Annotated in this window: 27 protein-coding genes; 15 read left to right on the top strand and 12 right to left on the bottom strand. The window is 71.5% G+C overall.

All coding sequences use genetic code 11. From position 1 onward, the window contains the following. The first annotated feature begins 28 nt into the window (after positions 1-28). Positions 29-1,198, top strand: coding sequence for an acyl-CoA dehydrogenase family protein (locus OO62_RS00420; protein ID WP_033265058.1), 1,170 nt, complete (start codon positions 29-31; stop codon positions 1,196-1,198). Positions 1,199-1,269: 71 nt separating this feature from the next. Here OO62_RS00420 and cpt read toward each other — a convergent pair whose 3' ends face one another. The 7 genes from cpt to OO62_RS00455 form a co-directional block, all read right to left on the bottom strand. Continuing rightward, positions 1,270-1,803: a chloramphenicol phosphotransferase CPT gene (gene cpt / locus OO62_RS00425; protein WP_228332372.1), complete on the bottom strand. Its 534-nt coding sequence runs from the start codon at positions 1,801-1,803 to the stop codon at positions 1,270-1,272. Positions 1,804-1,898: 95 nt separating this feature from the next. Beyond that, the gene (gene mmsB, locus OO62_RS00430) at positions 1,899-3,128 is read right to left on the bottom strand and encodes a multiple monosaccharide ABC transporter permease (RefSeq protein ID WP_180290276.1); all 1,230 of its coding nucleotides are present in this window, start codon (positions 3,126-3,128) and stop codon (positions 1,899-1,901) included. A gap of 9 nt (positions 3,129-3,137) precedes the next feature. Beyond that, entirely contained in the window at positions 3,138-4,685 is a 1,548-nt protein-coding gene (gene mmsA, locus OO62_RS00435; protein ID WP_033265060.1) for a multiple monosaccharide ABC transporter ATP-binding protein, read from the bottom strand. A gap of 23 nt (positions 4,686-4,708) precedes the next feature. Then, the gene (chvE, locus tag OO62_RS00440; RefSeq protein ID WP_033265061.1) at positions 4,709-5,812 is read right to left on the bottom strand and encodes a multiple monosaccharide ABC transporter substrate-binding protein; all 1,104 of its coding nucleotides are present in this window, start codon (positions 5,810-5,812) and stop codon (positions 4,709-4,711) included. Positions 5,813-5,815: 3 nt separating this feature from the next. After that, complete coding sequence (locus tag OO62_RS00445; protein ID WP_033265062.1) at positions 5,816-6,787, bottom strand: hypothetical protein; 972 nt, start codon at positions 6,785-6,787, stop codon at positions 5,816-5,818. 144 nt (positions 6,788-6,931) lie between these two features. After that, positions 6,932-7,963: a zinc-dependent alcohol dehydrogenase gene (locus tag OO62_RS00450; RefSeq protein WP_033265063.1), complete on the bottom strand. Its 1,032-nt coding sequence runs from the start codon at positions 7,961-7,963 to the stop codon at positions 6,932-6,934. Next, a complete protein-coding gene (locus tag OO62_RS00455; protein ID WP_033265064.1) occupies positions 7,960-9,114 on the bottom strand; it encodes a mandelate racemase/muconate lactonizing enzyme family protein in 1,155 nt (384 codons plus the stop codon). Before OO62_RS00455 ends, OO62_RS00450 begins: the two co-directional genes overlap by 4 nt. A 205-nt stretch (positions 9,115-9,319) precedes the next feature. Between OO62_RS00455 and OO62_RS00460 the strand changes: the two genes are divergently transcribed. From OO62_RS00460 to OO62_RS00480, 5 genes are all read left to right on the top strand, one after another. Continuing rightward, entirely contained in the window at positions 9,320-10,096 is a 777-nt protein-coding gene (locus OO62_RS00460; RefSeq protein WP_033265065.1) for an IclR family transcriptional regulator, read from the top strand. Then, a complete protein-coding gene (locus OO62_RS00465) occupies positions 10,093-10,935 on the top strand; it encodes an SMP-30/gluconolactonase/LRE family protein (RefSeq protein WP_033265066.1) in 843 nt (280 codons plus the stop codon). Before OO62_RS00460 ends, OO62_RS00465 begins: the two co-directional genes overlap by 4 nt. Before the next feature lie 242 nt (positions 10,936-11,177). Next, complete coding sequence (locus OO62_RS00470; RefSeq protein ID WP_033265067.1) at positions 11,178-11,555, top strand: hypothetical protein; 378 nt, start codon at positions 11,178-11,180, stop codon at positions 11,553-11,555. A gap of 291 nt (positions 11,556-11,846) precedes the next feature. Next, positions 11,847-12,821 (top strand): hypothetical protein, encoded by a 975-nt coding sequence (locus OO62_RS00475; RefSeq protein WP_051732421.1) that lies wholly within the window; start codon positions 11,847-11,849, stop codon positions 12,819-12,821. Beyond that, entirely contained in the window at positions 12,818-13,072 is a 255-nt protein-coding gene (locus OO62_RS00480) for a hypothetical protein (protein WP_129322936.1), read from the top strand. Before OO62_RS00475 ends, OO62_RS00480 begins: the two co-directional genes overlap by 4 nt. 597 nt (positions 13,073-13,669) lie before the next feature. Here OO62_RS00480 and OO62_RS00485 read toward each other — a convergent pair. The 3 genes from OO62_RS00485 to OO62_RS00495 form a co-directional block, all read right to left on the bottom strand. Next, the gene (locus OO62_RS00485) at positions 13,670-14,410 is read right to left on the bottom strand and encodes a hypothetical protein (protein ID WP_033265068.1); all 741 of its coding nucleotides are present in this window, start codon (positions 14,408-14,410) and stop codon (positions 13,670-13,672) included. Between the two features lie 314 nt (positions 14,411-14,724). Continuing rightward, on the bottom strand, positions 14,725-15,342 hold the full coding sequence (locus OO62_RS00490; RefSeq protein ID WP_228332371.1) for an SDR family NAD(P)-dependent oxidoreductase: 618 nt from the start codon (positions 15,340-15,342) through the stop codon (positions 14,725-14,727). Beyond that, on the bottom strand, positions 15,339-15,809 hold the full coding sequence (locus tag OO62_RS00495; protein WP_033265069.1) for a hypothetical protein: 471 nt from the start codon (positions 15,807-15,809) through the stop codon (positions 15,339-15,341). Before OO62_RS00495 ends, OO62_RS00490 begins: the two co-directional genes overlap by 4 nt. A gap of 92 nt (positions 15,810-15,901) precedes the next feature. On the opposite strand from OO62_RS00495, the gene OO62_RS00500 reads away from it, so the two are divergent. Next, the gene (locus tag OO62_RS00500; RefSeq protein ID WP_033265070.1) at positions 15,902-16,267 is read left to right on the top strand and encodes a MerR family transcriptional regulator; all 366 of its coding nucleotides are present in this window, start codon (positions 15,902-15,904) and stop codon (positions 16,265-16,267) included. Between the two features lie 42 nt (positions 16,268-16,309). Here the strand turns inward: OO62_RS00500 and OO62_RS00505 are convergent, their stop codons facing one another. Both OO62_RS00505 and OO62_RS00510 read right to left on the bottom strand, forming a co-directional pair. Continuing rightward, the gene (locus OO62_RS00505; protein ID WP_033265071.1) at positions 16,310-16,786 is read right to left on the bottom strand and encodes a (2Fe-2S)-binding protein; all 477 of its coding nucleotides are present in this window, start codon (positions 16,784-16,786) and stop codon (positions 16,310-16,312) included. A 32-nt stretch (positions 16,787-16,818) separates the two neighbouring features. After that, a complete protein-coding gene (locus tag OO62_RS00510; RefSeq protein ID WP_033265072.1) occupies positions 16,819-19,155 on the bottom strand; it encodes a molybdopterin cofactor-binding domain-containing protein in 2,337 nt (778 codons plus the stop codon). A 301-nt stretch (positions 19,156-19,456) separates the two neighbouring features. On the opposite strand from OO62_RS00510, the gene OO62_RS00515 reads away from it, so the two are divergent. From OO62_RS00515 to OO62_RS00550, 8 genes are all read left to right on the top strand, one after another. After that, a complete protein-coding gene (locus OO62_RS00515) occupies positions 19,457-20,563 on the top strand; it encodes an alpha/beta fold hydrolase (protein WP_051732425.1) in 1,107 nt (368 codons plus the stop codon). Between the two features lie 188 nt (positions 20,564-20,751). Continuing rightward, positions 20,752-21,690, top strand: a complete 939-nt coding sequence (locus tag OO62_RS00520) for an alpha/beta fold hydrolase (RefSeq protein WP_323135797.1) — start codon at positions 20,752-20,754, stop codon at positions 21,688-21,690. A gap of 83 nt (positions 21,691-21,773) precedes the next feature. Further along, the gene (locus tag OO62_RS00525) at positions 21,774-22,094 is read left to right on the top strand and encodes a gas vesicle protein GvpO (protein ID WP_033265074.1); all 321 of its coding nucleotides are present in this window, start codon (positions 21,774-21,776) and stop codon (positions 22,092-22,094) included. Between the two features lie 36 nt (positions 22,095-22,130). After that, on the top strand, positions 22,131-22,601 hold the full coding sequence (gene gvpJ, locus OO62_RS00530; RefSeq protein ID WP_033265075.1) for a gas vesicle protein GvpJ: 471 nt from the start codon (positions 22,131-22,133) through the stop codon (positions 22,599-22,601). 3 nt (positions 22,602-22,604) lie between these two features. After that, positions 22,605-23,348 carry a GvpL/GvpF family gas vesicle protein gene (locus tag OO62_RS00535; RefSeq protein ID WP_033265076.1) on the top strand — a complete coding sequence of 248 codons (744 nt, stop codon included), beginning with the start codon at positions 22,605-22,607 and terminating at the stop codon, positions 23,346-23,348. A gap of 1 nt (position 23,349) precedes the next feature. Continuing rightward, entirely contained in the window at positions 23,350-23,574 is a 225-nt protein-coding gene (locus OO62_RS00540) for a gas vesicle protein GvpG (protein WP_033265077.1), read from the top strand. Positions 23,575-23,598: 24 nt separating this feature from the next. Continuing rightward, positions 23,599-23,952, top strand: coding sequence for a gas vesicle protein (locus OO62_RS00545; RefSeq protein ID WP_033265078.1), 354 nt, complete (start codon positions 23,599-23,601; stop codon positions 23,950-23,952). Then, on the top strand, positions 23,949-24,749 hold the full coding sequence (locus tag OO62_RS00550) for a GvpL/GvpF family gas vesicle protein (protein WP_033265079.1): 801 nt from the start codon (positions 23,949-23,951) through the stop codon (positions 24,747-24,749). The genes OO62_RS00545 and OO62_RS00550 overlap by 4 nt, the downstream gene beginning before the upstream one ends.

Consider the following 24,749-nt stretch of genomic DNA (forward strand, 5'->3'; position numbering starts at 1 on the left):
CCTGCCCCTACCGCGAGGAGCGGCCCGTATGAGCACTCTCGACATCCTGTCCGAGGACGAGCGGTTCCTCGTCCGCACGGTGCACGACTTCGTCGACGAGGACGTGAAGCCGGTCGTCCGGGAGCTGGAGCACAGCAATACGTACCCCGAGGCCCTGATCGAGCAGATGAAACGGCTGGGCATCTTCGGGCTCGCGGTCCCCGAGGAGTACGGCGGCACCCCGGTCTCCGTCCCCTGCTACGTCCTGATCACCGAGGAGCTCGCCCGTGGCTGGATGAGCCTGGCCGGGGCGATGGGTGGCCACACCGTGGTCGCCAAGCTGCTGCTGGAGTTCGGCACCGAGGAACAGCAGCAGCGGTACCTGCCGAAGATGGCCACCGGTGCGGTGCGGGCCACCATGGCCCTGACCGAGCCGAGCGGCGGCTCGGACCTTCAGGCCCTGCGCACCCTCGCCCGCAAGGACGGCGGGGGAGGGTATCTGGTCAACGGGTCGAAGACCTGGATCACCAACTCCCGGCGGTCCGGTCTGATCGCCCTGCTGTGCAAGACCGACCCGGACGCCGAGCCCGCGCACAAGGGCATCTCAATCCTGCTCGTCGAGCACGGGCCCGGCCTGACCGTCTCCCGCGACCTGCCCAAACTCGGCTACAAGGGGGTGGAGAGCTGCGAGGTGTCGTTCGACGACTACCGGGCGCCGGGCGAGGCCCTGCTGGGCGGGGTCGAGGGCGAGGGCTTCGCCCAGATCATGAAGGGCTTGGAGACCGGGCGGCTCCAGGTGGCGGCCCGGGCGCTCGGGGTCGGCCGGGCGGCGCTGGAGGACTCCCTCGCCTACGCCCGGGAGCGGGAGTCGTTCGGCAAGCCGATCTGGCAGCACCAGTCGGTCGGCAACTACCTCGCGGACATGGCCACTTCGCTGACCGCGGCCCGGCAGCTCACCCTCTTCGCGGCCCGGGAGGCCGAAGCGGGACGCCGGGTGGACATGGAGGCCGGTATGGCGAAGCTCTTCGCCTCCGAGACCGCGATGCAGATCGCGCTCAACGCCGTCCGCATCCACGGCGGTTACGGCTACTCGACCGAGTTCGACGTCGAGCGCTACTTCCGCGACGCCCCGCTGATGCTCGTCGGCGAGGGCACCAACGAGATCCAGCGCAACGTGATCACCCGCCAGCTGGTCCGGCGCGGAGGGCTCGACGCCTGACCTCCGGCGGTGACTGCGTCACGGACGCGTGCGGCTACGGCCGGCCGGGCGGCGGGGAGCCGAGCCGGCCCTCAGCTGAGGCGGGCGGCGATGGCGTGGGCACACGCCAGGGACTCGGTGTGCGTCGTGTCCACCTCCATGTCGTAGCGCACGCCCTCGTGCACCACCTCCGCCTGCGACGCGGCCATTCCCTGGGTGCGGTCTCCCCGTGCGACCTCACGGCCCGTGGCGACCGCACTCGCACACCGGACGCCGACCCACAGCACGGGCAGGTCGCCCAGCGCCTTCTGCCACCGCTGCTGGGACGCCGCTCCGCCGAGGAAGACGTCATCGATGATGACCCGGGCGCCGGCCCGGGCCGTCGCCACGAGGCCGTCCCGCCAGGCCGCCTCCAGCGTCCGGAAGTCGGCCCCGACGCTCACCCCGCCGTCCGCCGCGACCACGATCCCCTCGTCCGCCGCCTGCATCCGCGCAGGCAGCGCATCGACGAACCCGTCGCAGCCGAACGCCAGCCACGGGTCGGGCAGTACGGCCTGAAGGCACCGGACGATCCCGGACTTCCCCGAGCTGGAGCCACCGTTGAGAATGATCATCTGAGTCGTCACCGCGCCACAGTACGGCGCCGCCAACCCGGCAGGGAACGAGGAACAGTTCACACCGCTCTGCTGCCACCATCCGGCCCGCGTTCCCGGCCACGGCGCTAGCGGGCGGCGCGGCGCTTGTTCCAGACGTCGAAGCCGACCGCGGCGAGCAGGACGAGCCCCTTGATGACCTGCTGGTAGTCGGTGCCGATGCCGACCAGGGACATCCCGTTGTTCAGCACGCCGAGCACCAGGCCGCCGATCACCGCGCCCATCACCGTGCCGACGCCGCCGCTCATGGACGCGCCGCCGATGAACGAGGCCGCGATCGCCTCCAGTTCGAAGTTCAGACCCGCCTGCGGGGTGCCCGCGTTGAGCCGGGCCGCGTACACACAGCCGGCGAGCGCCGCCAGGACACCCATGGCGACGAAGACGGTGAGGGTGACGCGCTTGTCCTTGACGCCGGACAGCTGCGCGGCCGCCTTGTTGCCGCCGAGGGCGTACACATGCCGTCCCACGACCGCGTTGCGCATCACATACCCCAGGACGATCAGCAGCCCGCACATGATCAGCATCACCACGGGCACGCCGTGGAAGCTCGCCAGCGTCAGCGTGAAGGCCACGACGGCGGCCGTGATCGCCCCGCACTTCGCCGCCCACAGGCCCGTCGGCAGCACGTCGAGGTCATGCGCCAGCTGTCGCCTGCGGTCACGCCATTCCCGCAGCAGCAGGAACGCGACGGCGCACAGCCCGAGCACCAGCGTCGGGTTGTGGTACTGCGTGTACGGGCCCATCTCCGGGATGAAGCCCTTGGCGAGGTTCTGGAAGCCGTCCGGGAACGGCGCCAGTGACTGGCCCTCCAGGACGATCTGGGTGGCGCCGCGGAAGAGCAGCATGCCGGCCAGCGTCACGATGAACGAGGGGATCCCGACGTACGCGATGAAGAAGCCCTGCCAGGCGCCCGCCACCGCGCCGATCAGCAGCGACAGGAGGAGGGCGAGCACCCAGGGCACGTCGTACCGGACCATCATCACCGCCGCCATGGCACCGACGAAGGCGACGAGCGAGCCGACGGACAGGTCGATGTGGCCGGCGATGATGACGATCACCATGCCCATGGCCAGGACGAGGATGTAGCTGTTCTGCTGGATGAGGTTGGAGACGTTGTTCGGCAGCAGCAGTGTGCCGTCGGTCCAGATCTGGAACAGCACGACGAGGAAGGCCAGGGCGATGAGCATGCCGTACTGGCGCATGTTGGCCCGCACGCCGCGCACGAGCAGCGTCATCGCGGACGGCACGGCGGGCGGCGCTTCGGGGGCGCCCGGGGGAGGAGTGGTCGTGGTGGTCATGGCGGGGCGTCAGCTCCAGTCTTCGGTCAGGCGCCGCCGGGTCATCTGGCGCATCAGGACTTCCTGGGTGGCCTCGGCGCGGGTGACCTCAGCGGTCAGCCGGCCTTCGGCCATGGTGTAGATGCGGTCGCACATCCCGAGCAGCTCCGGCAGCTCGGAGGAGATGAGGAGCACCGCCTTGCCGCGTGCCGCGAGTGCGTCGATCACGGCGTAGATCTCGTATTTGGCGCCGACGTCGATGCCGCGCGTCGGCTCGTCGAGGATCAGCACCTGCGGGTCGGCGTGGATCCACTTGCTCAGTACGACCTTCTGCTGGTTGCCGCCCGACAGGCGCCCCACCTGCTCGAACACCGTGGGGGTCTTGATGTTCATGGAGGTGCGGTACCGCTCGGCGACGGACCGTTCGTGGTGCTCGTCGACGATGCCGCGCCTCGTCATCCCGGCCAGCGAGGCCAGGGAGACATTGCGGTTGATGTTGTCGATGAGGTTGAGGCCGTACCGCTTGCGGTCCTCGGTGACGTACGCGATCCCGGCCGCCACGGCCGCCGGCACGGTCTTCGTCTGCACCTCCCGCCCGTTCACGGCGACGGTCCCGGCCTCGTAGCTCCCGTACGACCGCCCGAACACCGACATCGCCAGTTCGGTGCGGCCCGCGCCCATGAGGCCCGCGATGCCGACGATCTCGCCGCGCCGCACAGTCAGTGAGACGTCGTCGACGACGGTGCGCTGAGGATCCACGGGGTGCCGCACCGTCCACCCGGACACCTCCAGGGCGACGGCCTGCTCGCCCTCGTAGGCGGTGCGCGCCGGGAAGCGGTGGTCGAGGTCGCGGCCGACCATGCCCCGGATGATCCGGTCCTCGCCCAACTCCGGTTCGGCGCCCGGCCGTTCGCGGACCGGCAGGGTCTCGATGGACCGCCCGTCCCGCAGGACGGTCACCGAGTCCGCGATCTGCCGGATCTCGCCCAGCTTGTGCGAGATGATGATCGAGGCGATGCCCTGCTCCCGCAGTTCCACGATCAGATCGAGGAGGGTGGCGCTGTCCTCGTCGTTCAGGGCGGCGGTCGGCTCGTCGAGGATCAGCAGACGCACCTCCTTGGAGAGCGCCTTGGCGATCTCCACGAGCTGCTGCTTGCCGACGCCGAGGTCCGCGACCGGCGTCTGCGGGTTCTCCCGCAGACCCACCCGCCGCAGGAGCTCCGACGCGCGCCGCAGTGTCCCGCTCCAGTCGATGAAGCCACGGGCCGTCGTCTGCTCGTTGCCGAGGAAGATGTTCTCCGCGATCGACAAGTACGGTATGAGCGCCAGCTCCTGATGGATGATCACGATGCCGCGCTTCTCGCTGGCCCGGATGTCCTTGAAGGCGACGGGCTCCCCGTCGAAGAGGATCTCCCCGTCGTACGTCCCGTGCGCGTGCACCCCGCTCAGGACCTTCATCAGCGTCGACTTGCCGGCCCCGTTCTCGCCGCAGATCGCGTGGATCTCACCGGCCCGGACGCCGAGGGTGACATCGGACAGGGCGCGCACACCGGGAAAGGTCTTGGTGATGCCCCGCATCTCCAGAAGGGGCCCGGGCGCACTCACTTCAGCTGTCCCGCCGTGAAGTACCCCTCGTCCACGAGGAGATGGGTGTTGGACTTGTCGACGCTGACCGGCTTCAGCAGGAAGGACGGCACGGTCTTCTTGCCGTTGGCGTAGTCCGTGGTGTTGTTGACCTTCGGCTTGCGGCCGTGCAGCACGGCATCGCCCATCGACACCGCCTCGGCGGCGAGCTTGCGGGTGTCCTTGAAGACGGTCTGCGTCTGCTCGCCCCGGATGATGGACTTCACCGAGGCCAGCTCGGCGTCCTGCCCGGTGACGACCGGCAGGTCCCCGGCGTGGTAACCGGCGCTCTTCAGCGCGGAGATGATGCCGATCGACATGCCGTCGTACGGGGACAGCACCGCGTCGACCTTCTGATCGCCGTAGCTCTTGCTGATGAGGTCGTCCATGCGCTTCTGCGCGATGCCGCCGTTCCAGTCCTGCGTGGTCGCCTGGTTCATCTTCGTCTGCTTGCTGCGCACGACGAGCTGACCGGAGTCGAAGTAGGGCCCCAGGACCTTCATGGCCCCGCTCCAGAAGTACTTCGTGTTGTTGTCGTTGGGCGATCCGGCGAACAGCTCGATGTTGTAGTGCTCGTCCGCGCCCTTGTCGGGCTTCGTGAGCTTCAACCGGTCGAGGATGTACTGCCCTTGCAGGCGGCCGACCTTCTCGTTGTCGAAGGACGCGTAGTAGTCGACGTACGGCGTGCCCAGGATGAGCCGGTCGTAGGAGATCACGGGGATGCCCGCGTCGTGCGCGCGCTGGAGGACCTCGGTGAGCGCGGAGCCGTTGATCGCCGCGATCACCAGCAGCCGGTGCCCCTTGGCGATCATGTTCTCGATCTGGGCGACCTGGTTCTCCACCTTGTCGTCGCCGTACTGCAGATCGGTCCGGTAGCCGGCCTTGTGGAACTGCTCGGCCATGTTCCTGCCGTCGGCGATCCAGCGTTCCGACGCCTTGGTAGGCATGGCGAGGCCGATGGTGCCGCCTTTGCCGGCCTCGGGCCGGTAGCGGCTGCCGCCCCTGGCCTCCTGGCCGCAGGCGGTGAGCGAGAGGGCGAGCAGGGCGGCGCTCGCCGTGACGAGGGAGGTGCGGAGGCGCATGGGTCAGTCCCCTTCCGGGACGGGGAAGCGGTGCAGCTCGCCCGGCAGGCGGGCGCCCAGCGGCGACATGCCGCCGTCCGCGCCGTGCCGGGCCAGCAGATCGAGGACGAGGCGCCCGCGCCGGACCCGTTCCCGGGCGGTGGCGAGGGCGTGCTCGCGCAGATGGGCACCGTAGGGATAGATGCCGGGTGACTTGCTCAGGCCGAACTTCAGGTACAGCGGGGCGCCGCGCCGGATCAGCTCGGCCGTCTCGTACATCCGCACGTACCCGCCGAGGTCGTCGGGCGCCTCGATGTACAGGTCCATGGGGGCGCGGCTGACCCGGCGGATCTCGGTGAGGTGGTCGGGGGTGAGGTCGGAGGGCACGTTGAGGGAGTCCGCGCCGAGCCGCTCGTACACGGCGAACGCGGCGGGGTTGACCGGCCCGGAGAGCGCGGACAGTTTGACGGTGGTATGGGCCGGCAGCAGCCCGGCGGTGCGCAGCCGGTGCAGGGTCCACAGCACCCCCTCGTCCGCCACGAGCAGGCAGCGCACCCCCAACTCGGCCGCGCGCAGGGCGTCTTCGACGCAACCGGCGAGGGCGTCGTGGCCTCGGGCGCGCAGGCCCGCACCGCCGGAGTCGGTGCGGGTGGAGCCGCCGATGTCCCAGGTGCCGCGCGGGCCGGTGAACAGGCACAGCTCGACGGCGCGCGCGGCGCACGCCTCGACCATCTCCGTGATCTCGTCGTCGGTGAGCATCCACACGCCGCTGCCCTGGCTGATCCGGTGGACCGGCAGATCGAGGCGCGCGCTCTCCTTGAGTACGACGGCCAGGGCCTCCGGGCCCTCCACCGAGGGGATCTCGGTACGCCAGGTACCGCCGTCGGGGAAGGTGTGCGGCGAGGCGTCGGCGGGATCGAGCGGGGGAGTGGGATGGCCGAGGCGGGCGAGGGCGCCGGCGCCGGGGCGACGGGGTTTTGACGGGAGGAGGGTCACAGGACTCCCTTGTTCGGTATATCGGACGACGTTCGATGCGTAGGGCATGGCTGGGTGCCGGGAACGGCCGTGCGCGGGCAGTGCGGTACGCAGGGCGGAGTACGGCGGTACGGGGGTGGGCGCCGTCCCGTACCGCCGTACGTCTCAGGGGCGCAGCAGCACCTTTCCGGTTCCCGGGTCGCCGGCGCCGACCAGCGCGACGGCCTCGGCGAACCGCTCCAGGGGGAATTCGTGGGTGATGAGCGGCGCCGGGTCGAGCAGCCCCAGTCCGAAGGCGCGCACCGCGTACGCCCAAGCCGATGACGGCGCCCCGAAGATGGAGCGGATCTCCAGCTGGCTGAGCGACAGGTGCACCGGATCGATCCCGGCCGCGCCCGGCGTGAACATCCCGGTGAGCACCACCCGGCCGCCCCGGCGGGCCAGCAGACACGACGAGGCCGCCGTGGTGGGCGCTCCCGCGGTCTCCACCACCAGGTCGAAGCGGCCGTGCAGCTTCTCGGCCTGCTCCGGGGTGCACACCGCGGTCGCGTCGAACCGCCGCGCCTGCGCGGCCCGCGACGTCCGCGGGTCGATCACCACGAGTTCGGCGGGCTCCGCCGCGGCGAGCAGCTGCACCGCGAGCAGTCCCAGGGTGCCGGCGCCGACCACCGCGATCCGCTCGCCGGGCCGCGGCCGCCCCGCCCGCATCGCCGCGGCCACCACCGCGGCGGGCTCCAGCAGTGCGGCGGCCCGCAGATCGGCGTCGTCGGGCAGTGGGTGCAGCAGTCGTGCGGGCACGAGGACGTGGTCGGCGAACCCGCCCGGCTCGGTGAACCCGGTCTCGGCGTACCCGCCGGTGCACAGGCTGGTCTCACCCGACCGGCAGCGTTCACACCCCCCGCAGGCCCGGAACCCCTCGGCCACCGCCTTGCGCCCCACGAGCGCCGGGTCGACTCCGACGCCGACCGCCGCCACCGTGCCCGACCACTCGTGCCCGGGGACGACCGGGTAGCGGACGTACGCGGCAGCACGCCGGCCGTCGTACACCTCGCGGTCGCTCATGCAGAGCCCGGCCGCGGCGACCCGCATCAGAACCTCGCCGGCGCCGGGCTCGGGCGCCGCGCCGTACGTCAGCCGGTGCTGTCCGGGCCGCTCGACGACGAGCGAGCGGCTGACCGCGGTGGAGGCCCGGCTCACCGCGGCCGCCTCTGCTCCCAGCCCTCGGCCCAGAGGTCGAACCGGGCCTGCGTCTGCGGGAATTCGGCTGCGGCGTCCACGTCGAACTCGACACCCAGGCCGGGCGCGTCCGACACCGTGAAGCAGCCGGTCTCGGGGTCGACCTGCGGGGCGCCGCGCACCACCTTGGTGATCTCGGCGTCCGCGAAGTCGTTGAAGTGCTCCAGAATCTTGAAGTTCGGTGTGCAGGCGGCGAGTTGCAGCGATGCCGCGGTCAGCACCGAACCGCCGACGTTGTGCGGCGCCACCAGTACGTAGTGGGTCTCGGCGGTCGCGGCGAGCTTGCGGGTCTCCAGAATGCCGCCGATGTGGCCGAGGTCGGGCTGGATGATGTCGGCGGCCTGTGTCTCGAACAGCTCACGGAACTCGATGCGGTCATGGATGCGCTCACCGGTGGCCACCGGCAGGTCCACCTTGTCCGCGACCTTCTTCAGGGCCTTGAGGTTCTCCGGCGGCACCGGCTCCTCCAGCCAGGCGGGCCGGAAGGGGGCGAGTTCGCGGGCGAGCCGCACCGCCGTGGCCGGACTGAACCGGCCGTGCATCTCCAGCATCAGTTCGGTGTCCGGGCCGATGGCGTCCCGCACCGCCTCGATCAGCGACACGGCGTACCGCGTCCGTTCGTGGTCCAGCTCGTAGTGCCCGGTCCCGAACGGGTCGATCTTCAGGGCCCGGTAGCCGCGCGCCACCACCTCCTGTGCCGCCTTGTGGTACGCCTCCGGGGTGCGCTCGGTGGTGTACCAGCCGTTGGCGTACGCCTGGACGCGGTCGGTGACCCGGCCGCCGAGCAGCTGCCACACCGGGACGCCCAGTGCCTTGCCCTTGATGTCCCAGCAGGCCATCTCGACGCAGGCGATCCCGGACATCACGATCTCGCCGGCCCGCCCGTAGTCCCCGTACTTCATCCGGCGGACCAGGTCCTCGATCGCGAACGGGTCGGATCCGCGGAGGTGATGGGCCTCCGCCTCGCGCAGATAGCCGACCAGCGCGTCGGTCCGGCCGAGCATCCTGGTCTCGCCGACCCCCGTGAGGCCCTCGTCGGTGTGGACGCGCACATAGGTGAGGTTGCGCCAGGGGGTTCCGACGACATGTGTGCTGATTCCCGTGATGCGCACGGCAGTTGCCCCCAGAGTCGTTCGATATTTCGTCACTCGTTCGAAATGGTGGCGTGACCGTAGTCACGCCCCGCCAGGGGTGTCAATGGGTCGCACAACGGCCCGGCCCCGCACCACCATTGCCCGGCGAACTGAGCTGTGCGTAGCCTGTGTTCGGGATACCGGGCAGTGACCGGGTCGTCGAACATGAGGGATGGTGAGGCACATGGGACGGCTGGTCCCCGCGGTGACCAGGGCGCTGGACATCCTGGAACTGTTCCTGGAGGGCGACGGCACCCTCTCCGCCCCCGAGATCACCCGCAAGGCGCAGCTGCCGCGCACCACCGTGCACGAGCTGGTCACCACCCTCGCCGCCCGCTCCTACCTGGTGCCCGTCCCCGGGCAGTCCGGTCGCTACCGCCTCGGCGTGCGCACCTACCAGCTCGGCAGCCGGTACGCCGAACAACTCGACCTCGCCGCCGAAGGCCAGCAGGTCGCCCGTGAGGTCGCGGAGACCTGCGACGAGACCGTGCACGTCGCGATCCTGGAGGACCTCGACGTCATCTACATCGCGAAGGTCGACTCCGTCCACGCGGTCCGCATGGTCTCGGCCGCCGGCCGCCGCCTCCCCGCACACTGCACCTCCGTCGGCAAGATGCTGCTCGCCGCGCTGCCCGCCGACGAGCTGGACACCCGGATCGAGGAGGCGGGCGAGCTGGCCGCCATGACGCACGACAGCATCACCGACCCCGAGGCACTGCGCTCCGCCCTCGCGACGGTGCGCGAGCGCGGCATCGCCGTCGAGCACCGCGAGTCCAACCCGGACGTGAGCTGTGTGGCCGCACCGGTGCGCGACGGCACGGGCCGGGTCGTCGCCGCCCTGTCCATCTCCGTGCCCATGATCCGCTGGAACGAGGAGCGCGAGGCCGAGCTCGCCGAGCTGGCCGCCAAGGGGGCGAGCGACCTGTCCGTACGCCTGGGGTACCGCGGCGGCGTCCGGTGAGGGCCGAGGTCGCGGTGCACACACCGGCGAGTCTCGGCGAGGGCCCCACCTGGGACCCGGTGACCGGCCGGCTGATCTGGGTGGACATCCTCGGCTCCCGGGTCCACACCTATGAGCCGGCCACCGGGCGGCGCACCGTGATGGCCACCGAACAGCACGTCGGCGCGGCAAAACCGCGGGCGGCCGGCGGCCTGGTGGTCAACCTGCGGGACGGCATCGGCCGCTACGACGCCGACGGCGCGTACTCCTGGCTCCTGCGCGACCCCGTCCCCGGCCGTCGCGGCAACGACGCGGCCGTCGCCCCCGACGGCTCGCTGTGGGCGGGCACCATGCGCTACGACGAGGCGGCGGGCGGCGGTGCCCTGACGCGCGTCGCCCCCGACGGCACGGCGCAGACGATATTCCCGTCCGTCGCCGTCAGCAACGGCATCGGCTGGAGCCCGGACGGCACCCTCGCCTACTACATCGACTCGCAGACCCGTCGCATCGACGTCTGCCGCATGGAAGACCAACTCCCGGTCGACAGACGCCCGTTGGCGGTCATCGAGCCCGGCGCCGGCTTCCCGGACGGCTTGACCGTCGACGCCGACGGCTGCGTCTGGGTCGCCCTGTGGGACGGCGGCCGGCTCCGCCGCTACACCCCGCGCGGCGAGCTGGACCGCACCCTCCCGCTCCCGGTGTCCCGCCCCACCGCGTGCTGCTTCGGCGGCCCCGGCCTGCGCGACCTCTACGTCACCACCGCCCGCACCGGCCTGTCCCGCCCCCACCCGCTGGCGGGCTCGGTCCTGGTGGTGCCGGACGCCGGCCAGGGGCTGCCGGGGGTGGCCTTCGCGGGCTGACGCGGCTCGCGGCGCTGCCGCGGCAGGAAGGGGCAGGCGCACCCGGGTCGACCCCGAGCCCGGGTCGTCCGCTTACCACACGCCCGGCTCTTTCACTCCCGGTTTCGACCCAGATCGAATAGATGGTGCGCCTACGGCATCTCGTGCCACATTTCTGTCGCGACAGCGGTGCGGCCCCCACGCCGCCTACGGCCGGGGACCCGTACCGCATGTCACGCCACCGGACCACGAGGGGGAACACCATGCGAAAGATCACCAAGGCCGCCGCGCTGGCACTTGCCGTCGGCGCCCTGTCCACGATCGGCGCGACCGGTGCCAGCGCCGCCCCGGCCGCCGCGGGCAGCCTGCACGGCTGCCCGTCCGGCGCCGTCTGCGTCTACCCGCAGAACGCCGGGTGGAACGGCGACCGCCCGTCGCTCGCCTTCTACAGCTACGGCGCCCACAACCTCAGCAACCAGGTCGGGCAGCACTACGTCCTGAACAACCAGACCGGGGGCGCCACGGCCCGCACCTGCACGGGCTACAACGGCACGGGGGACTGCCAGGGCTACCTCTGGGCCGGCTACTACATCGACAAGGACCTGACGCCGATCAACTCGATCCTCCTCGTCCGGCCGTAGCAACAGCCGGACCTCCTGCCTCGGTTCACTCGGGCCGGCCCGCGAAGGGCCGGCCCGAGTGCCGTGTCCCGCCCCGGGCCGCCGGCCCGCCGCGCACCGCAGGCGCCGGCCGCCGGGCCGCGTACCGGACGCCGAGCGTCGCCGTCGGGACCGGCGACACGTTTCACGGAACCTCGTCGGCTCGCGCCCGGCGTCCCTCGACCCATGTTTACTGCACGTGTTCACTGGACGAAGGAGAGCGTTGCGGGGAGGAGCGCGGCCCGGGGAGACGACGGAGGACGGCGGACGCGGATGAACGGCGGCGGACGTACCACCGGCGGGACGGAGCCGGCCCGCCCGGACGAGTCGGTGGCGGTGGAGGCCCAGGCACTGTTGCCGATGATCTGGGCCGATCCCCAGCACATGGCCGAGCAACTGGCCTTCTTCGCGGTACGGCGGTTCGGTCCCCGCGCCGCGGCCTCCGTGGCCCGTCGGAAGGAGCGCAAGCCGCAGGCCGGGGACGACGAACTCGCTCTGGACGCCATCGCGCACGGAACGCGCATGACGATCGTCGAGGGTGCGGCGCTCGGCGGGCCGTTCGTGGTCCTCATGCCGGTGAGTTTTGTGGCGGCCCTGCTCTCCCAGGCCCAGATGATCCTTGAGGTGGCCGCGCTCACGGGACACGACCCCCGCAGCGAGAAGCGGGTGGCGGACCTGCTCGTCCTCCAGGACGTGTACCCGTCCGTCGAGGAGGCCGAGAGTGCCCTGGTCGGGGTGCGGCGCCATCCGCCGGGGGGCCGGGGCCGGCTCCCCCGGCGGACGCGGTGGTCGCTGCTCGTCCGGATGGCGGCCGTCCTCGGCCTCACCGGCGGCGGCGAGAAGCGCAGCAGACTCCAGCGGGTGTGCTCGACGGCCGCGATCGCGGCGCTGTTCCTCGTCGGGATGGTGCTGCCGCTGGTCTGGGTGCCGGCGCTCGCGGTGCTCTACCGGAACAACTGCCTGCGGCTCGGGGCGAAAGCCGTGCAGTACTACACCCCGGGCGCCGCGGGGGACCGCATCCGACACCGGCGAGGGTTCACCCGCGTCTTCCGGGCGGCGGGGGTCGCCGCCGTGCTGCGGGTGCTCGCCCTCACCGTGGTGCCGTTCGCGGCCGCCGCCGCGGTCGCCCTGGCGGGCGTTCGACTGGTCGGCGGGTTCTGGGGCACCGCCCTGCTCGTGCTCGTCGCGGTCTCCTTCCTGGCGTCAACTGTCTGGTTCGTGCGCCGCCGGTCACGGCGCGGGCGGTGACGGTGGGGGAGCGGCCGGGCCCGTGGGGAAACCCTCTCGGCTACATCGACATCAACGACCCGGAGCTGGCGCTCGCAACCGTCGGCGTGGCCATGCTCGGCCTGCTCCAACTGCTCGAAGCCCGCCCGGAGATGGACGCCGGGAAGGCCGCCGACCGGCTGGCCCTCGACCTGCCGCGGATGTTCGGGCTGACCCGTAAGGCCGCCGAGAAGATCGTCAGCAGGCCGCTGCCGGAACTGTCGGTTTCCTGACCCCGTACGGGGCCTGTCAGGCACGGCCCCGCACGGCAAGCAGGCGGGGCAGGGCGGCCGTCGATCGGGCGACGCCGCACACCACCCGGTCCGGGCGGACGAGCACGGCGCGGGCCCGGTACCGGACCAGCCACCGGCCACAGGTGCTCGACGGGGCGACCTCGACGACCCGTGGACCGTCCGGTCCTCTTGGCACCGGGTCCAGGGTGACCAGCGCGAATCCGCCGCCGAGCGTGTCGTCGAACCAGACACCGCCGTCCCGCGACTGCGGACACGGCAGTCCGACGGGTGAGGTGCCGAAGGGCCGGGGCCGGGGTCCAGACGCAGGCGCGGCCGAGAGGCGGATCCATACGGTGCTGCGCGCAGCCAGGCCGGCTGGTGGCGATTTTCGCCGAGACAGGAGACGGCCGGGGGCCATGGCGCGCGTGACGGACACGGGTGCTCATCGAGCGCAACAGCTCCTACCCGGCGGAGCGGGTGCGCTTCGCCGGGTAGGAGCTGTTCTGGATGCGGGACCGGTCGGGCCGGGCCGGTCCGTTGCCGCGCCGTTGGGCCGCGGCAACGGTCACCGACGGCGGGGGCAGCGCGCTTGACCGCTTACTTCGCGTGCTGCACCTGTGCCACAAGCTTCTTGGTCAGGCCGAGGCCGGCGGCGCCCATGTCGCCGGACTGGACGCTGTAGAAGGTGGTGATGACGACGTTCCCCACCCGGCTCGCCACCAGGGTGGTGCCGCCCTCCCACTCGGGTGCGGAGAGCACGGCCTTGAGGGTCTCGTCGCCCGTCTTCGGCACTGCCGTGGTCTTGATCGTCACGGCGGCGCTGGCGCCGCTGGAGGTGTCCGTGTAGCGGGCGCAGTGCTTGAGTACCTGGTGCAGGCGCGTCATGACCGTGTGCGCCTCCGTGCCCCGGAAACTGTCGATCTCCTCGTTGAACTCCTCCTGGGCGGAGTTCACGAAGTCACCCTGGGCGAAGGAGGCGCTCTCGATGCCGGTGGTCTGGATCCAGGCGCTGGCCTCCAGCTTCGGGCAGGCGCCGGCCAGGTCGACGGGTGCGCTCGACGACGGGGCGAGGACGTTGCCCGAGTTGCGGGTGGCCTTGGGGTCGGCCCGGTAGCCCTTGGGCAGTACCCCGGCCGGCAGCAGCAGGGCCTTCAGCCGGGGGCCGCTCAGCAGGCCGGCGTTCGGGCCGCCCGTGGCGCCCCCCTGCTTCGTGGCAGGGGCCGACGCGTCGGACGCGGCCTTCGAGGGACTGCCGGTGTCACCGGAGGAACAGGCGGCGAGGGCGAACGACAGGACGGCAGGGGCGGCGACCGCCACCACGGCACGGCGGAGCTTCATGGAGCCTTCTTCTGGGTCACGAACGAAAGGAGGAAAGCAAGCGAGAGGCCGTCGCGGTATGGGGGTGTGCGGTGCGGCAGGCGCTGATCGTAAGGCTGCGCAGGCCGGGTGCCCAGCGCGCTCCCGCCGGCCGGACGTGGGCAGCCGGTTCTTGGCGGGGGAGGATCTCAGCCAATCCGGGCAGTTGCCCTGCCTTGCCGAAGCTTTCCTATGGGGAAGGTCACGCGGGGAGGCCCCGACGCCGGCCGTGGCCGCCCCGACCGCCGCCGCCGGTGCCGCCCAGATCGGCATCGAGGCGACCGCTCGCAGGCCGGCTACCAGGGAAGACGTCCCGCCGCGTCGAAGTAGCCGCCCGTCGGGCCGTCCGGGCCCGTCTGCGCCATACGGACGATGATCTCCGCGCCCTCCTCCACGGTTTGCGTGCCGGCGTGCGCGTTCAGGTCCGTCGCGGTGTAACCGGGCTCCACCGCGTTGATCCGCATGCCCGGCAACGCCTTCGCGAACTGCACGGTGAGCATGTTCACCGCGGCCTTCGACGCCGGGTAGGCCACCCCCGGGTACGCGTACGCCGGGGTGCCCGCGGCGCTGACCCGGGTCAGCGAGGCCAGTCCGCTGCTGACATTGACCACGACCGGGGCGGCGGACCGCAGCAGCAGCGGCAGGAAGGCGTGGGTGACGCGCACCGTCCCGAAGACGTTCGTGTCGAACACGTAGCGCATCACCTCCCCGGTCACCTCCGCGGCGCCGATCAGCCCGCCGTCCGGTGTCCGTGCCTCGACGCCGGCGTTGTTGACCAGCACGTCCAGTCCGCCGTCGGCTTCGACGGCCTGCGCCGCGGCTGCCACGGACGCGTCGTCCGTGACGTCGATGAGGACCGTGCGCGCACCCAGCTGCTCGGCGGCGCGACGTCCGCGTGCCGGGGAGGCCGTCACCCGACGGCCTCCCCGGCTCCGGTCGTCCGCGCGCCGCCGACGGCGCACCCGGCCCGACGGGCGCGCCACCACGGCACGAGCTCGACGACGCCGAACGCCGCCTCGGCGACGAAGAACAGCCACAGCAACCGGGTGGCACCGTGCGTCGCCGCATACGCCTGCCACAGCGCGAACAGGACGCGCGCGACACCGTCGAACAACCCGTGCACCGGCAGCGGTCCGACCAGGCGCAGCAGGGCCCAGACGACCACGACGGAACCCAGCAGATTCGCGTACAGGGTCTGCATCGGGTCGAGCGGGGGCAGGGCGCCCAGCCCCAGCGCGCGCCCCCACGACGACAGCGCGTCGTGCAGCAGGGCGTACGTCCACGGCGTCGCGAATCCCGCCGTGACGACGAGGTCGTACCAGGCGCTCGCGCGCACGACGCGCAGATAGCCGGGGCCGGCAGGGGCGGAAGGACTTGTCATGATGAGGATCCTGTTGTTCTCGGTGACAGCGACGCCTCACGCTAAACAGTGGACTACGCTCCAAGGTCAAGCCCGGAAACCCACGGAGGGTCATGCTTATCGGAGAGCTGGCCGTGCAAACGGGCATGACCAAGGACGGCATCCGGTTCTACGAGAAGGTCGGTCTCCTCACCGGCCGGCGGCTGCCCAACGGCTACCGCGACTTCCCGCCCGAGGCCGTGCCCTGGCTGCACTACGTCCGCACCGCGCAGACCCTCGGCTTCTCGCTGGCCGAGATCGCACGGCACGGCGAGGAACTGCGCGACGCACCGGACACCGCGGAAGCACTGTCCGCCCTGTTGGCGGAGAAGATCCGGCTCATCGACGCGCGCATGGCCGAACTCGCCGCCCTGCGCGCCGACCTCGACGCGCGCGTCGGCACCGGCTGCCCCCTCCGCGCGGCCGACCCCGTGAGCTGAACGCGCGTCTGCCGCGGCAGGCCGCTTCCCCGCCCGCGCGGGTCACATGTTCTTCGCGCCCGCCTTGATGGCTTCGCGGATACGGGAGTACGTACCGCAGCGGCAGATGTTGCGGATCTGGTCGAGGTCGGCGTCCGTGACCTCGCGGCCCTCGGCGGCCGCCTGCCGGACCTTGGCGACGGCGGTCATGATCTGGCCCGGCTGGCAGTAGCCGCACTGGGCGACGTCGAGGTCGAGCCACGCCTCCTGCATGGGGTGCAGATCCTTGCCCACCGTCGCGGGCAGGCCCTCGATCGTGGTGATCTCGTCGTCCGGCGTGATCTTCGCGACGGGGACGGAACAGGGGTTGAACGCCTTGCCGTTGAGGTGCGAGGTGCACGCCTGGCACACGCCGAGACCGCAGCCGTACTTGGGCCCGGTGACACCGAGCAGGTCGCGCAGGACCCAGAGCAGGCGCACGTCGTCCTCGGCCTCGACGGTGATCCGCTTGCCGTTCAGCGTGAAGGTGTGGCTGGGCATGGGTGTCGTACTCCTCAGCAGGCGTGGACGAGTCAGAAGGCGCGGTCGAGACCGTCGGTGGGGGACTGGGGCGTGGACGGTTCGAGCGGCAGCGGCTCGAAACTGAGGGTGTCGTGGTTGATAGGGAAGCGGGTCGGCAGCGTGCCGGTGGCCCGCGCGTAGGCGCAGGCGACGGCGGCGAAGGCCGGGGCCACACCGAGCTCACCGGCCCCGGACGGCTTGTCGCTGGTGCTCGGCATGACGACGACCCGCAGTTCCGGCGGGGTGTTCCACTGCCGGGTGTAGAAGTACTCGTCCCAGCTGCCCTCCAGCGGGATGCCGTCCTTGATGTGCAGGCTGGAGGTGAGCGCCAGCGCCAGCGCGTCGTTCAGGCAGCCCGCCATCTGCGCCTCCAGACCACGGGGGTTGATGGCGAACCCGGCGTCGACGACCATCAGCGCCTTGGTGACGCGCGGCCCGGTCACGGCGTCCCGGATCTTCCGGTTCACGGTCTCCGGCCGGCAGTCGATCTCGACGAGCGTGGCGACCGCGCCCCGGTACTCCGCGTGCAGCCCGATGCCCTGCGCCATGCCCGCGGGCAGTGACCTGCCCCAGTTCCCGACCTCGACCGCCTTGTCCAGCACGGCCCGCAGCCGCTCGTCCTTGAGGAAGCCGCGACGAAACGCGACGGGGTCCTTGCCCATGCGCGAGGCCAGCTGATCGACGATCAGTTCCCGTGCGCACGTCACGTTCGGCGAGTAGATGTTGCGCATACTGCCGGTGTTGAACCCCAGCGGCACCTCGTTGAGCAGCTGGGTGGTGACGCCGAAGTCGTACGGGGAGGACTGGGTCAGTTCGAAGATCGTCTCGGCGAAGGACAGATTGCCCGCGACGGGCAGCTTCGCCGCCGTCGACGTGATCATCTCGCCGAGCCCGTGGCCGAAGTCGGTCTGCGCGCTGGTGTGGCGCTGCTCGTAGCTGAGGACCTGCCCGAGCGCGTAGGTGGCGCGCACCCGCGAGAGGGACATCGGATGCGTACGGCCCTGGCGGAAGGTGTCGGTACGCGACCAGGACAGCTTGACCGGCTTGCCCGTCTTCTGTGAGATCTCCGCGGCCTCGGCGGCCACGTCGTGGAACAGGTGCCGCCCGAACGAGCCGCCACCCTCCACCACATGGACCGTCACCGCGTGCTGCGGCAGACCGAGGCGGTCGGCGATCTCGCGCTGGGCGACGATCGGAACCTTGAGGCTCGCCCATATCTCGGCGCGGTCGGCACGGACGTCCGCGATCGCGTTGTCCGGCTCCAGCGGACTGTTGCTGGCGAACGCGAACGTGAACTCCGCATCGATCTTCTTCGTGAGCAGCGGCGGCACGACCATGGGGAGCGCGGCCGCCCGGAGCTTGCGCAGCACGGTCTCGTCGGACTCCCCGTCCACGGTGCCCGGGCCCCAGGTCACCTCCAGGGCACGCAGCGCGTCGATGCACTGGCCGAAGGTCTCCCCGCGCACGGCCACCCCGTGCCTGAGCGGCACGACATCGGTGATGCCCGGCATCTGCCGCACGGCATCGGTGTTGTGGACCGCCTCCACCGTGCCGTTGAGCGTCGGCGGCCTGCGCACCATGGCCGGTTTGGCGCCCGGCACCTGGTGGTCCATGCCGAACCGCTTCCGGCCGGTCACGGCGTCGAGCGCGTCGATCCGGTTGCGGGACGTGCCCAGCACGGTGAACTCGGACGGCTTCTTGAGGCGGGGGCGGGTCGCGGCCGGCAGCACGCGCGCGCTGGCCGCGGCTTCCGCGAGCGAGCCGTACGTGGCCTGCTTCCGCGTGCCGTACGCGACGACGCCGTCCCGGGTGGTCAGCTCCGAGGCAGCAACACCCCATTGTGCGGCGGCAGTTGCGACCAGCCGCTCCCGTGCGACGGCCGCCGCGGTGCGTACCGGGAGGTAGCTGCTGCGCATCGAGTTGGAGCCGCCGGTGAGCTGGTTCATCAGCAGCTCCGGGCGGGCGTCGGCGAGTGAGACGCGCACTTTTTCCAGTGGCAGGTCCAGCTCCTCGGCGACCATCATCGCGACGGCCGTGGTCATGCCCTGACCGACCTCCGCCCGCGGCACCGCGAACGACGCGGTGCCGTCGGAGTGCACCTGGACGGTGATCAGACCCGAGGTCGGCGCCGCCGCCAGATTCTGCAGATCTCCGAGGTCGAAGAGGTCCTCGGGCTGCGGCGGGGACGGCACCGCCGCCTCCGCCGCCGGGCCGTCGACCGCGTCCAGCCCGAAACGCACGCCCACGGCGAGGGTCGGCGCCGCCAGGAGGTAGGCCAGCACTCTGCGGCGGCCCACCCCCTCGGGCACCGACTGCGGATTCCGTGACGAGCGGCTCGGTTCTGCCATGCGTGATCCCTCCAGGAGGCCGAACGGGCAGGCACCTGAGGCCCGTTCTGCAACCCGGAGCCTGTCACGAGGCGGCGGGCGCAGGCCAGAGTCACGTCGCGGCGCTTTGCTGCCGGGCCATCCGTATGAGCGCGGGGGCAACGGTCGCCGGCCGGCGTCGTGCGGGTGCCCGGCCTTCGGCCGATGGCCTGGCATTCCCGTGAGCGGTGCGGAGAGGAGGGCCGGACCGGGTAGGGAGGTGATGCATCGACCCACGACCACCCCGGTGCCTGACGGCCGCGGCCTCACGGGAAGTTCTCAGATGATCAGCAGGCGGACCTTCGGAAAGCTCTTCGGTGCGGGAGCGGCCACCGCCTCGGCGGCCGGCCTCTCCTCGGCGTGTTCGACGGCAGTGCACCAGCCCAACGATCCGTTTCCGCCCGCGACCGGACAGGGCAGGAAGGAACCCGGGGCGGAACCGTCGTTCGGTGCGCTGAAGCAGGTCAGGGCCGGTGTCCTGAACGTCGGATACGCCGAGGCGGGCCCGGCCCACGGGCCCGCGGTCCTGCTGCTGCACGGCTGGCCCTACGACATTCACAGCTACGTCGCTGTCGCGCCCTTGCTGGCGGAAAGGGGCTACCGCGTCATCGTTCCGTATCTACGGGGCCACGGCACGACGCGCTTCCTTTCGCACCGGACGTTCCGCAACGCACAGCAGTCGGTCTTCGCCCTCGACATCCTCGCCTTGATGGACGCGTTGCGGATCGACAGGGCGATCCTCGCCGGCTACGACTGGGGCTCGCGGACGGCGGACATCATCGCGGCGCTCCGGCCGGAGCGGGTCAAGGGCCTGGTCTCGGTGTCCGGCTATCTGATCACCAACCGTGAGGCCAACAAGAAGCCGTTGCCGCCGCAGCTCGAATGGGCATGGTGGTACCAGTTCTACTTCGCCACCGAAAGAGGCCGGCTCGGCCTTGCGGAGAACCGGCACGATCTGGCGCGACTGATCTGGAAGTTCAACTCCCCGACCTGGGATTTCGATGCCGCCACCTTCGACCGGACCGCGGCAGCGTTCAACAATCCCGACTACGTCCGCATCGTGATCCACAATTACCGCTGGCGACTGGGCCTGGCCCAGGGCGACCCCCGGTACGACGACCTCGAAAGGCGCCTCGCCCGAGGCCCGGTCATCACCGTGCCCACCGTCACCCTCGACGGCGCGGCCGATCCCTTCACACCCGCGGGCGGCGACGCGTCCTATCGCCGCAAATTCACCGGCCGCTACGCGCACCGCACGCTGAAGGGCATCGGCCACAACGTGCCCCAGGAAGCCCCCGAAGCGTTCGCCCGGGCCGTCATGGACGTCGACGCCTTTTCGCGGCCCCGAGCGGAAGCCCGCCACGTGACACCCCGGCCGGCCGCTTCATGAACCGCGCGTCCACCGACGGCACCCGAACGGGCCAGCCGATTCGCTCCTCTGCTTCTCCGCGGGCGCGCGTGCGGCGCCGTCCGGAAAGGCTGGCGAGCGTCCCGCCCGTCCGGTGAAGGAGAGCTGCTGTGACGTCGTCCGCTGTGTCAAGGTCCCGTCGGCGTCGACTCCGCGGAACCGCCGCGCTGGTGACCGCGGCGGTGTTCGCGGTCTCGGCGCCCGCCGTCGCCGACGGGCAGCCCGCGGCCCTCGGTGGCGAGTCCCGCCCCGCCCGCGCCCGACCGACCGTCGTGCTGGTGCACGGTGCGTTCGCCGACTCCTCCAGCTGGAACGGGGTCGTCGCACGCCTCCAGAAGGACGGCTACCGCGTCGTCGCCGCCGCCAACCCGCTGCGCGGGCTGCCCACCGACTCCGCCTACGTGGCCGGCGTCCTGCGGAGCATCCAGGGCCCCGTCGTCCTGGTCGGCCACTCGTACGGCGGGGCCGTGATCAGCGCGGCGGCGACCGGGAACCCGCAGGTGAAGGCGCTCGTCTACGTCTCCGCGCTGATACCCGACAAGGGCGAAGTCCTCTCCACGCTGACCGCCAAGTTCCCCGGCAGCGCGCTCGACCCCGCCCTGCGGCGGGTCCCCTTCAAGAACGCGGACGGCACCACGGGCACGGACCTCTACGTCGCCCAGGAGGCGTTCCACGCGGTGTTCGCCGCGGACCTCCCTCGCACGACCACCTCGGTGATGGCCGCCACCCAACGGCCGATCGCCGCCGCGGCCTTCGCGGACCGGGCGACGTCCGCCGCGTGGCGCACCATCCCGTCCTGGGCCGCCGTCGCCACCCGCGACAAGGCCCTCCCGCCCGCCCTGGAGCGCTTCGAGGCCCGCCGAGCCGGCTCCCACACCATCGAGATCGACTCCTCGCACGTCGGGATGATCTCCCACCCCGACGCCATCACCGACCTCATCCGCGCCGCCGCCCGCGCCAAGTCCCCCGCCACGCCGTCCCCCGCCATGCCGTCCCTCGCCGGAACGGGCTCCCGCGCGCTCCGCCTGATCGGCGCGGCCGGCGGCCTGCTCCTCGCGGGAGCCGTCCTCCTCGCAGCCGGCCGCACCCGGCCGGCCTCCCGCCAGTGAGGACCGCGCCGACGACGGTCCGCCCGCCACACGAATCGGCGCCCTCAAGATGCGCAGGTCAGGATGGCGATGAGACTTGGGGTATGGCAGAGCAAGCCCGAACGCGGGGCGGGTCGGTGACGGCTGCCCGAAAGCGCAGGAAGACATCGGAGAACGGTCCCGGGGAAGCGGCGCACCGCGCCGCCGAACTGCTGCAGAGCCTCATCAATCACCGTGCCGAGGGTGTTTCGGCGGTACGGCGGACCGAGGACGGCTGGTGCGTCGAGGTCGACGTACTGGAGCTGGCGCGGATCCCGGACACCACGAGTCTTCTTGCGACGTACGAGGTGCGGCTCGACAAAGAGGGCGAACTCCTCGAGTACTACCGATGCCGCCGCTATCGACGAGGCGCGGCGGACCAGTGAACCCGCCCCTCCCCACCAGCTGAAAGGGCTGCTCAGATGGCCAGCACGTCTTATTCGGGATTGTCCGGTGAGGTCATTCCCTGCCCGCCCAGGGCGGGGACGCTGTACGACGTGATGGAACTCATCCTGGACCGGGGGATGGTCATCGATGTGTTCATACGCGTGTCCCTGGTCGGGATCGAAATCCTCAAGATCGACGCGCGCATCGTGGTGGCCAGCGTCGATACGTATCTGCGATTCGCCGAGGCGTGCAACCGGCTGGATCTGGAGAACACCACGCGCAGCACCACCGTCCCGGAACTGTTCGGCGGCCAGGCCGCGAAAAGCGCCGGAAAGAGCAAGGCCAAAAAGGCCGTCAAATCCGTTGGTGAGACCGTGCGCTCGGTGGTCGGCGCGGACGACGACTCGGATGACGAATCCGAGGAGGAAGCGCAGCCGGCGCGGCGTCGGCGCAGTACCGCGCGGGCGGGAGCCGGATCCCGCCGGCGTCGCTCGGAGGAGGAGTGAGCAGTGACCGACCACGGCGTCTACGTCTACGGCATCGTCCGGGCCGCGCACCCGCTGCCGTCGAACCTCGGCGGGGTGGGCGGGCCGCCGGGGATCGTGGCGAGGAGGGACGAGGGGCGGGTCGCCGCGGTCGTCAGCCCGGCGCCCCCGGACCTGCGGGCCCGCCGCCGCGACCTCATGGCGCACCAGGAGCTGCTGCTGGCGCTGGCCGCGGACGGCCCGGTCCTGCCGATGCGGTTCGGCATGGTCGCGCCGGACGAGGCAACGGTCCGCAGGCAACTGAGCGATGCCGAGGAGCGGCATCTGGCTGCCCTGGAGAGCCTCGCGGGCCGGGTCGAGATCAACGTCAAGGCGACGCCGGCCGACGATGCGCTCGCCGCACTCGTCGCAGCGGATGCCGGCATCCGCGGGCTGCGCGACGCGATGCGCCGGCGCCCCGGCTACGAGGCGAATGTGCGGCTCGGGGAGGCGGTGGCCACCGCGCTGGCACGCCGGGCCGCCGAGGCCGGTCACGACATCGTGGGTGAGCTGAGGAAGCGGGCCCATGCGAGCGCTGCCGGTCCGGAGGTCGCCGGGTGCCAGGTCAACATGTCGTTCCTGGTGAGCCGGGACGACAGTGCCGCATTCTGTGCGGAGGCGGAGCGTCTCGCCCGGCAGCGCCGGGACCGTGTCGTCCTGCGGGTGGCCGGCCCCCTGCCGTGCTACAGCTTCGTGGAACCGCGTACGCCGGTGAGCGCGGGGAGATGACATGGGGCTGATCAGCGGCGTGCTGACCCTGCCGCTCGCCCCCGTGCGGGGCGTGGTCTGGGTGGCCGACCAACTCGCGCAGGCGGCCGACCGTGAGCTGCACGACCCCTCAGTGATCCGTGCCCGGCTCGCTGCCCTGAACGAGGAGTACGAAGCCGGCCACCTCAGCACGGAGGCGTTCGAACGTGAAGAGCAGCAACTGCTGGACCTGTTGTACGGGTGCTGACCGGCCGCTTCTGAGAGGTGTCACGTGACCGACGTCGTTTCCGGACAGGCCGCCCCTCCCGCCTACGGCCCGGCCACCACGAACCTCGCCGACATCCTCGAACGCGTCCTGGACAAGGGCATCGTCATCGCCGGCGACATCAAGATCGACCTGCTCGACATCGAGCTCCTCACCATCAGGCTGCGCCTGTTCGTCTCCTCGGTGGAGACGGCCAGGAAGGCCGGCATCGACTGGTGGGAGACCGACCCCGCCCTCAGCTCCCGCGCGGCCCGGCACGAACTGCACGAGGAGAACCAGCGGTTGCGTGAGCGGGTGGCGGCGCTGGAGTCCGGTGACTCCGCCGGCTCGGCCGCTCCGAAGAGTGAGGCAGGAGCATGACCGGACACCCGGACGCGCCGGAAACCGCCACCGCGACCTATGTCTTCGCCGTGGGCCGGCGGCTCGACCCGGCCGTCCTGTCGGGCCTCACCGGCCTCGCCGCCGGCTTTCCGGTGCGCGGTCTGACGTTCGGGCCTCTCACTGCAGTCGTCCAGCACGTACCGGCCGACGAGTTCACCCAGGAGGCATGGCAGGAGCGGCTGTCGGACCGCGCCGAGCTGGAGCGGTGCGCACGCGCGCACCACGAGGTCGTGACCAGGGCCGCCACCTGCGGGCCGACCGTTCCGCTGGCGCTCGCCACCCTCTATCGCGGCGACGACAGGGCACGCCAGGCCCTCGCCGAGGACACCCACCGCTTCGCCGCGACGCTGGACCGCGTCGAAGGCCACGCGGAGTGGGGCGTGAAGGTCTGGGTGCCGGCCGCGGCGCCCAAGCGCCCCGAGACCGCGGCCGCGCCGTCCCTCCGGGGCGGTGGCGGGGCGGGCCGTGCGTACCTGGAACGAAAGCGAGGGCTGCGGCAGGCGCGCGAGCACCACCACGAGCGTGCCCTGCGGATCGCTGAGGACGTCGATGCCGCGCTCCGTCGCCTGGCGACCGCGGCCCGGCGGCTCCGCCCGCACACTTCGGAGATGACCGGCGAGAAGAACCGCGTGCAGGTCCTCAACGCCGCCTACCTGGTGACAGCCGTTCGGGAGAGGGAACTGCGCGACGCCGCGGAGACCTGGCGTCGACGCACCGGCGTGGACGTCGAGGTGTCGGGCCCCTGGGTTCCGTATTCCTTCGTGGGGGAGGGGTGA

This window comes from Streptomyces lydicus, from assembly GCF_000717345.1.
In the GTDB taxonomy this organism is placed as follows: domain Bacteria; phylum Actinomycetota; class Actinomycetes; order Streptomycetales; family Streptomycetaceae; genus Streptomyces; species Streptomyces lydicus.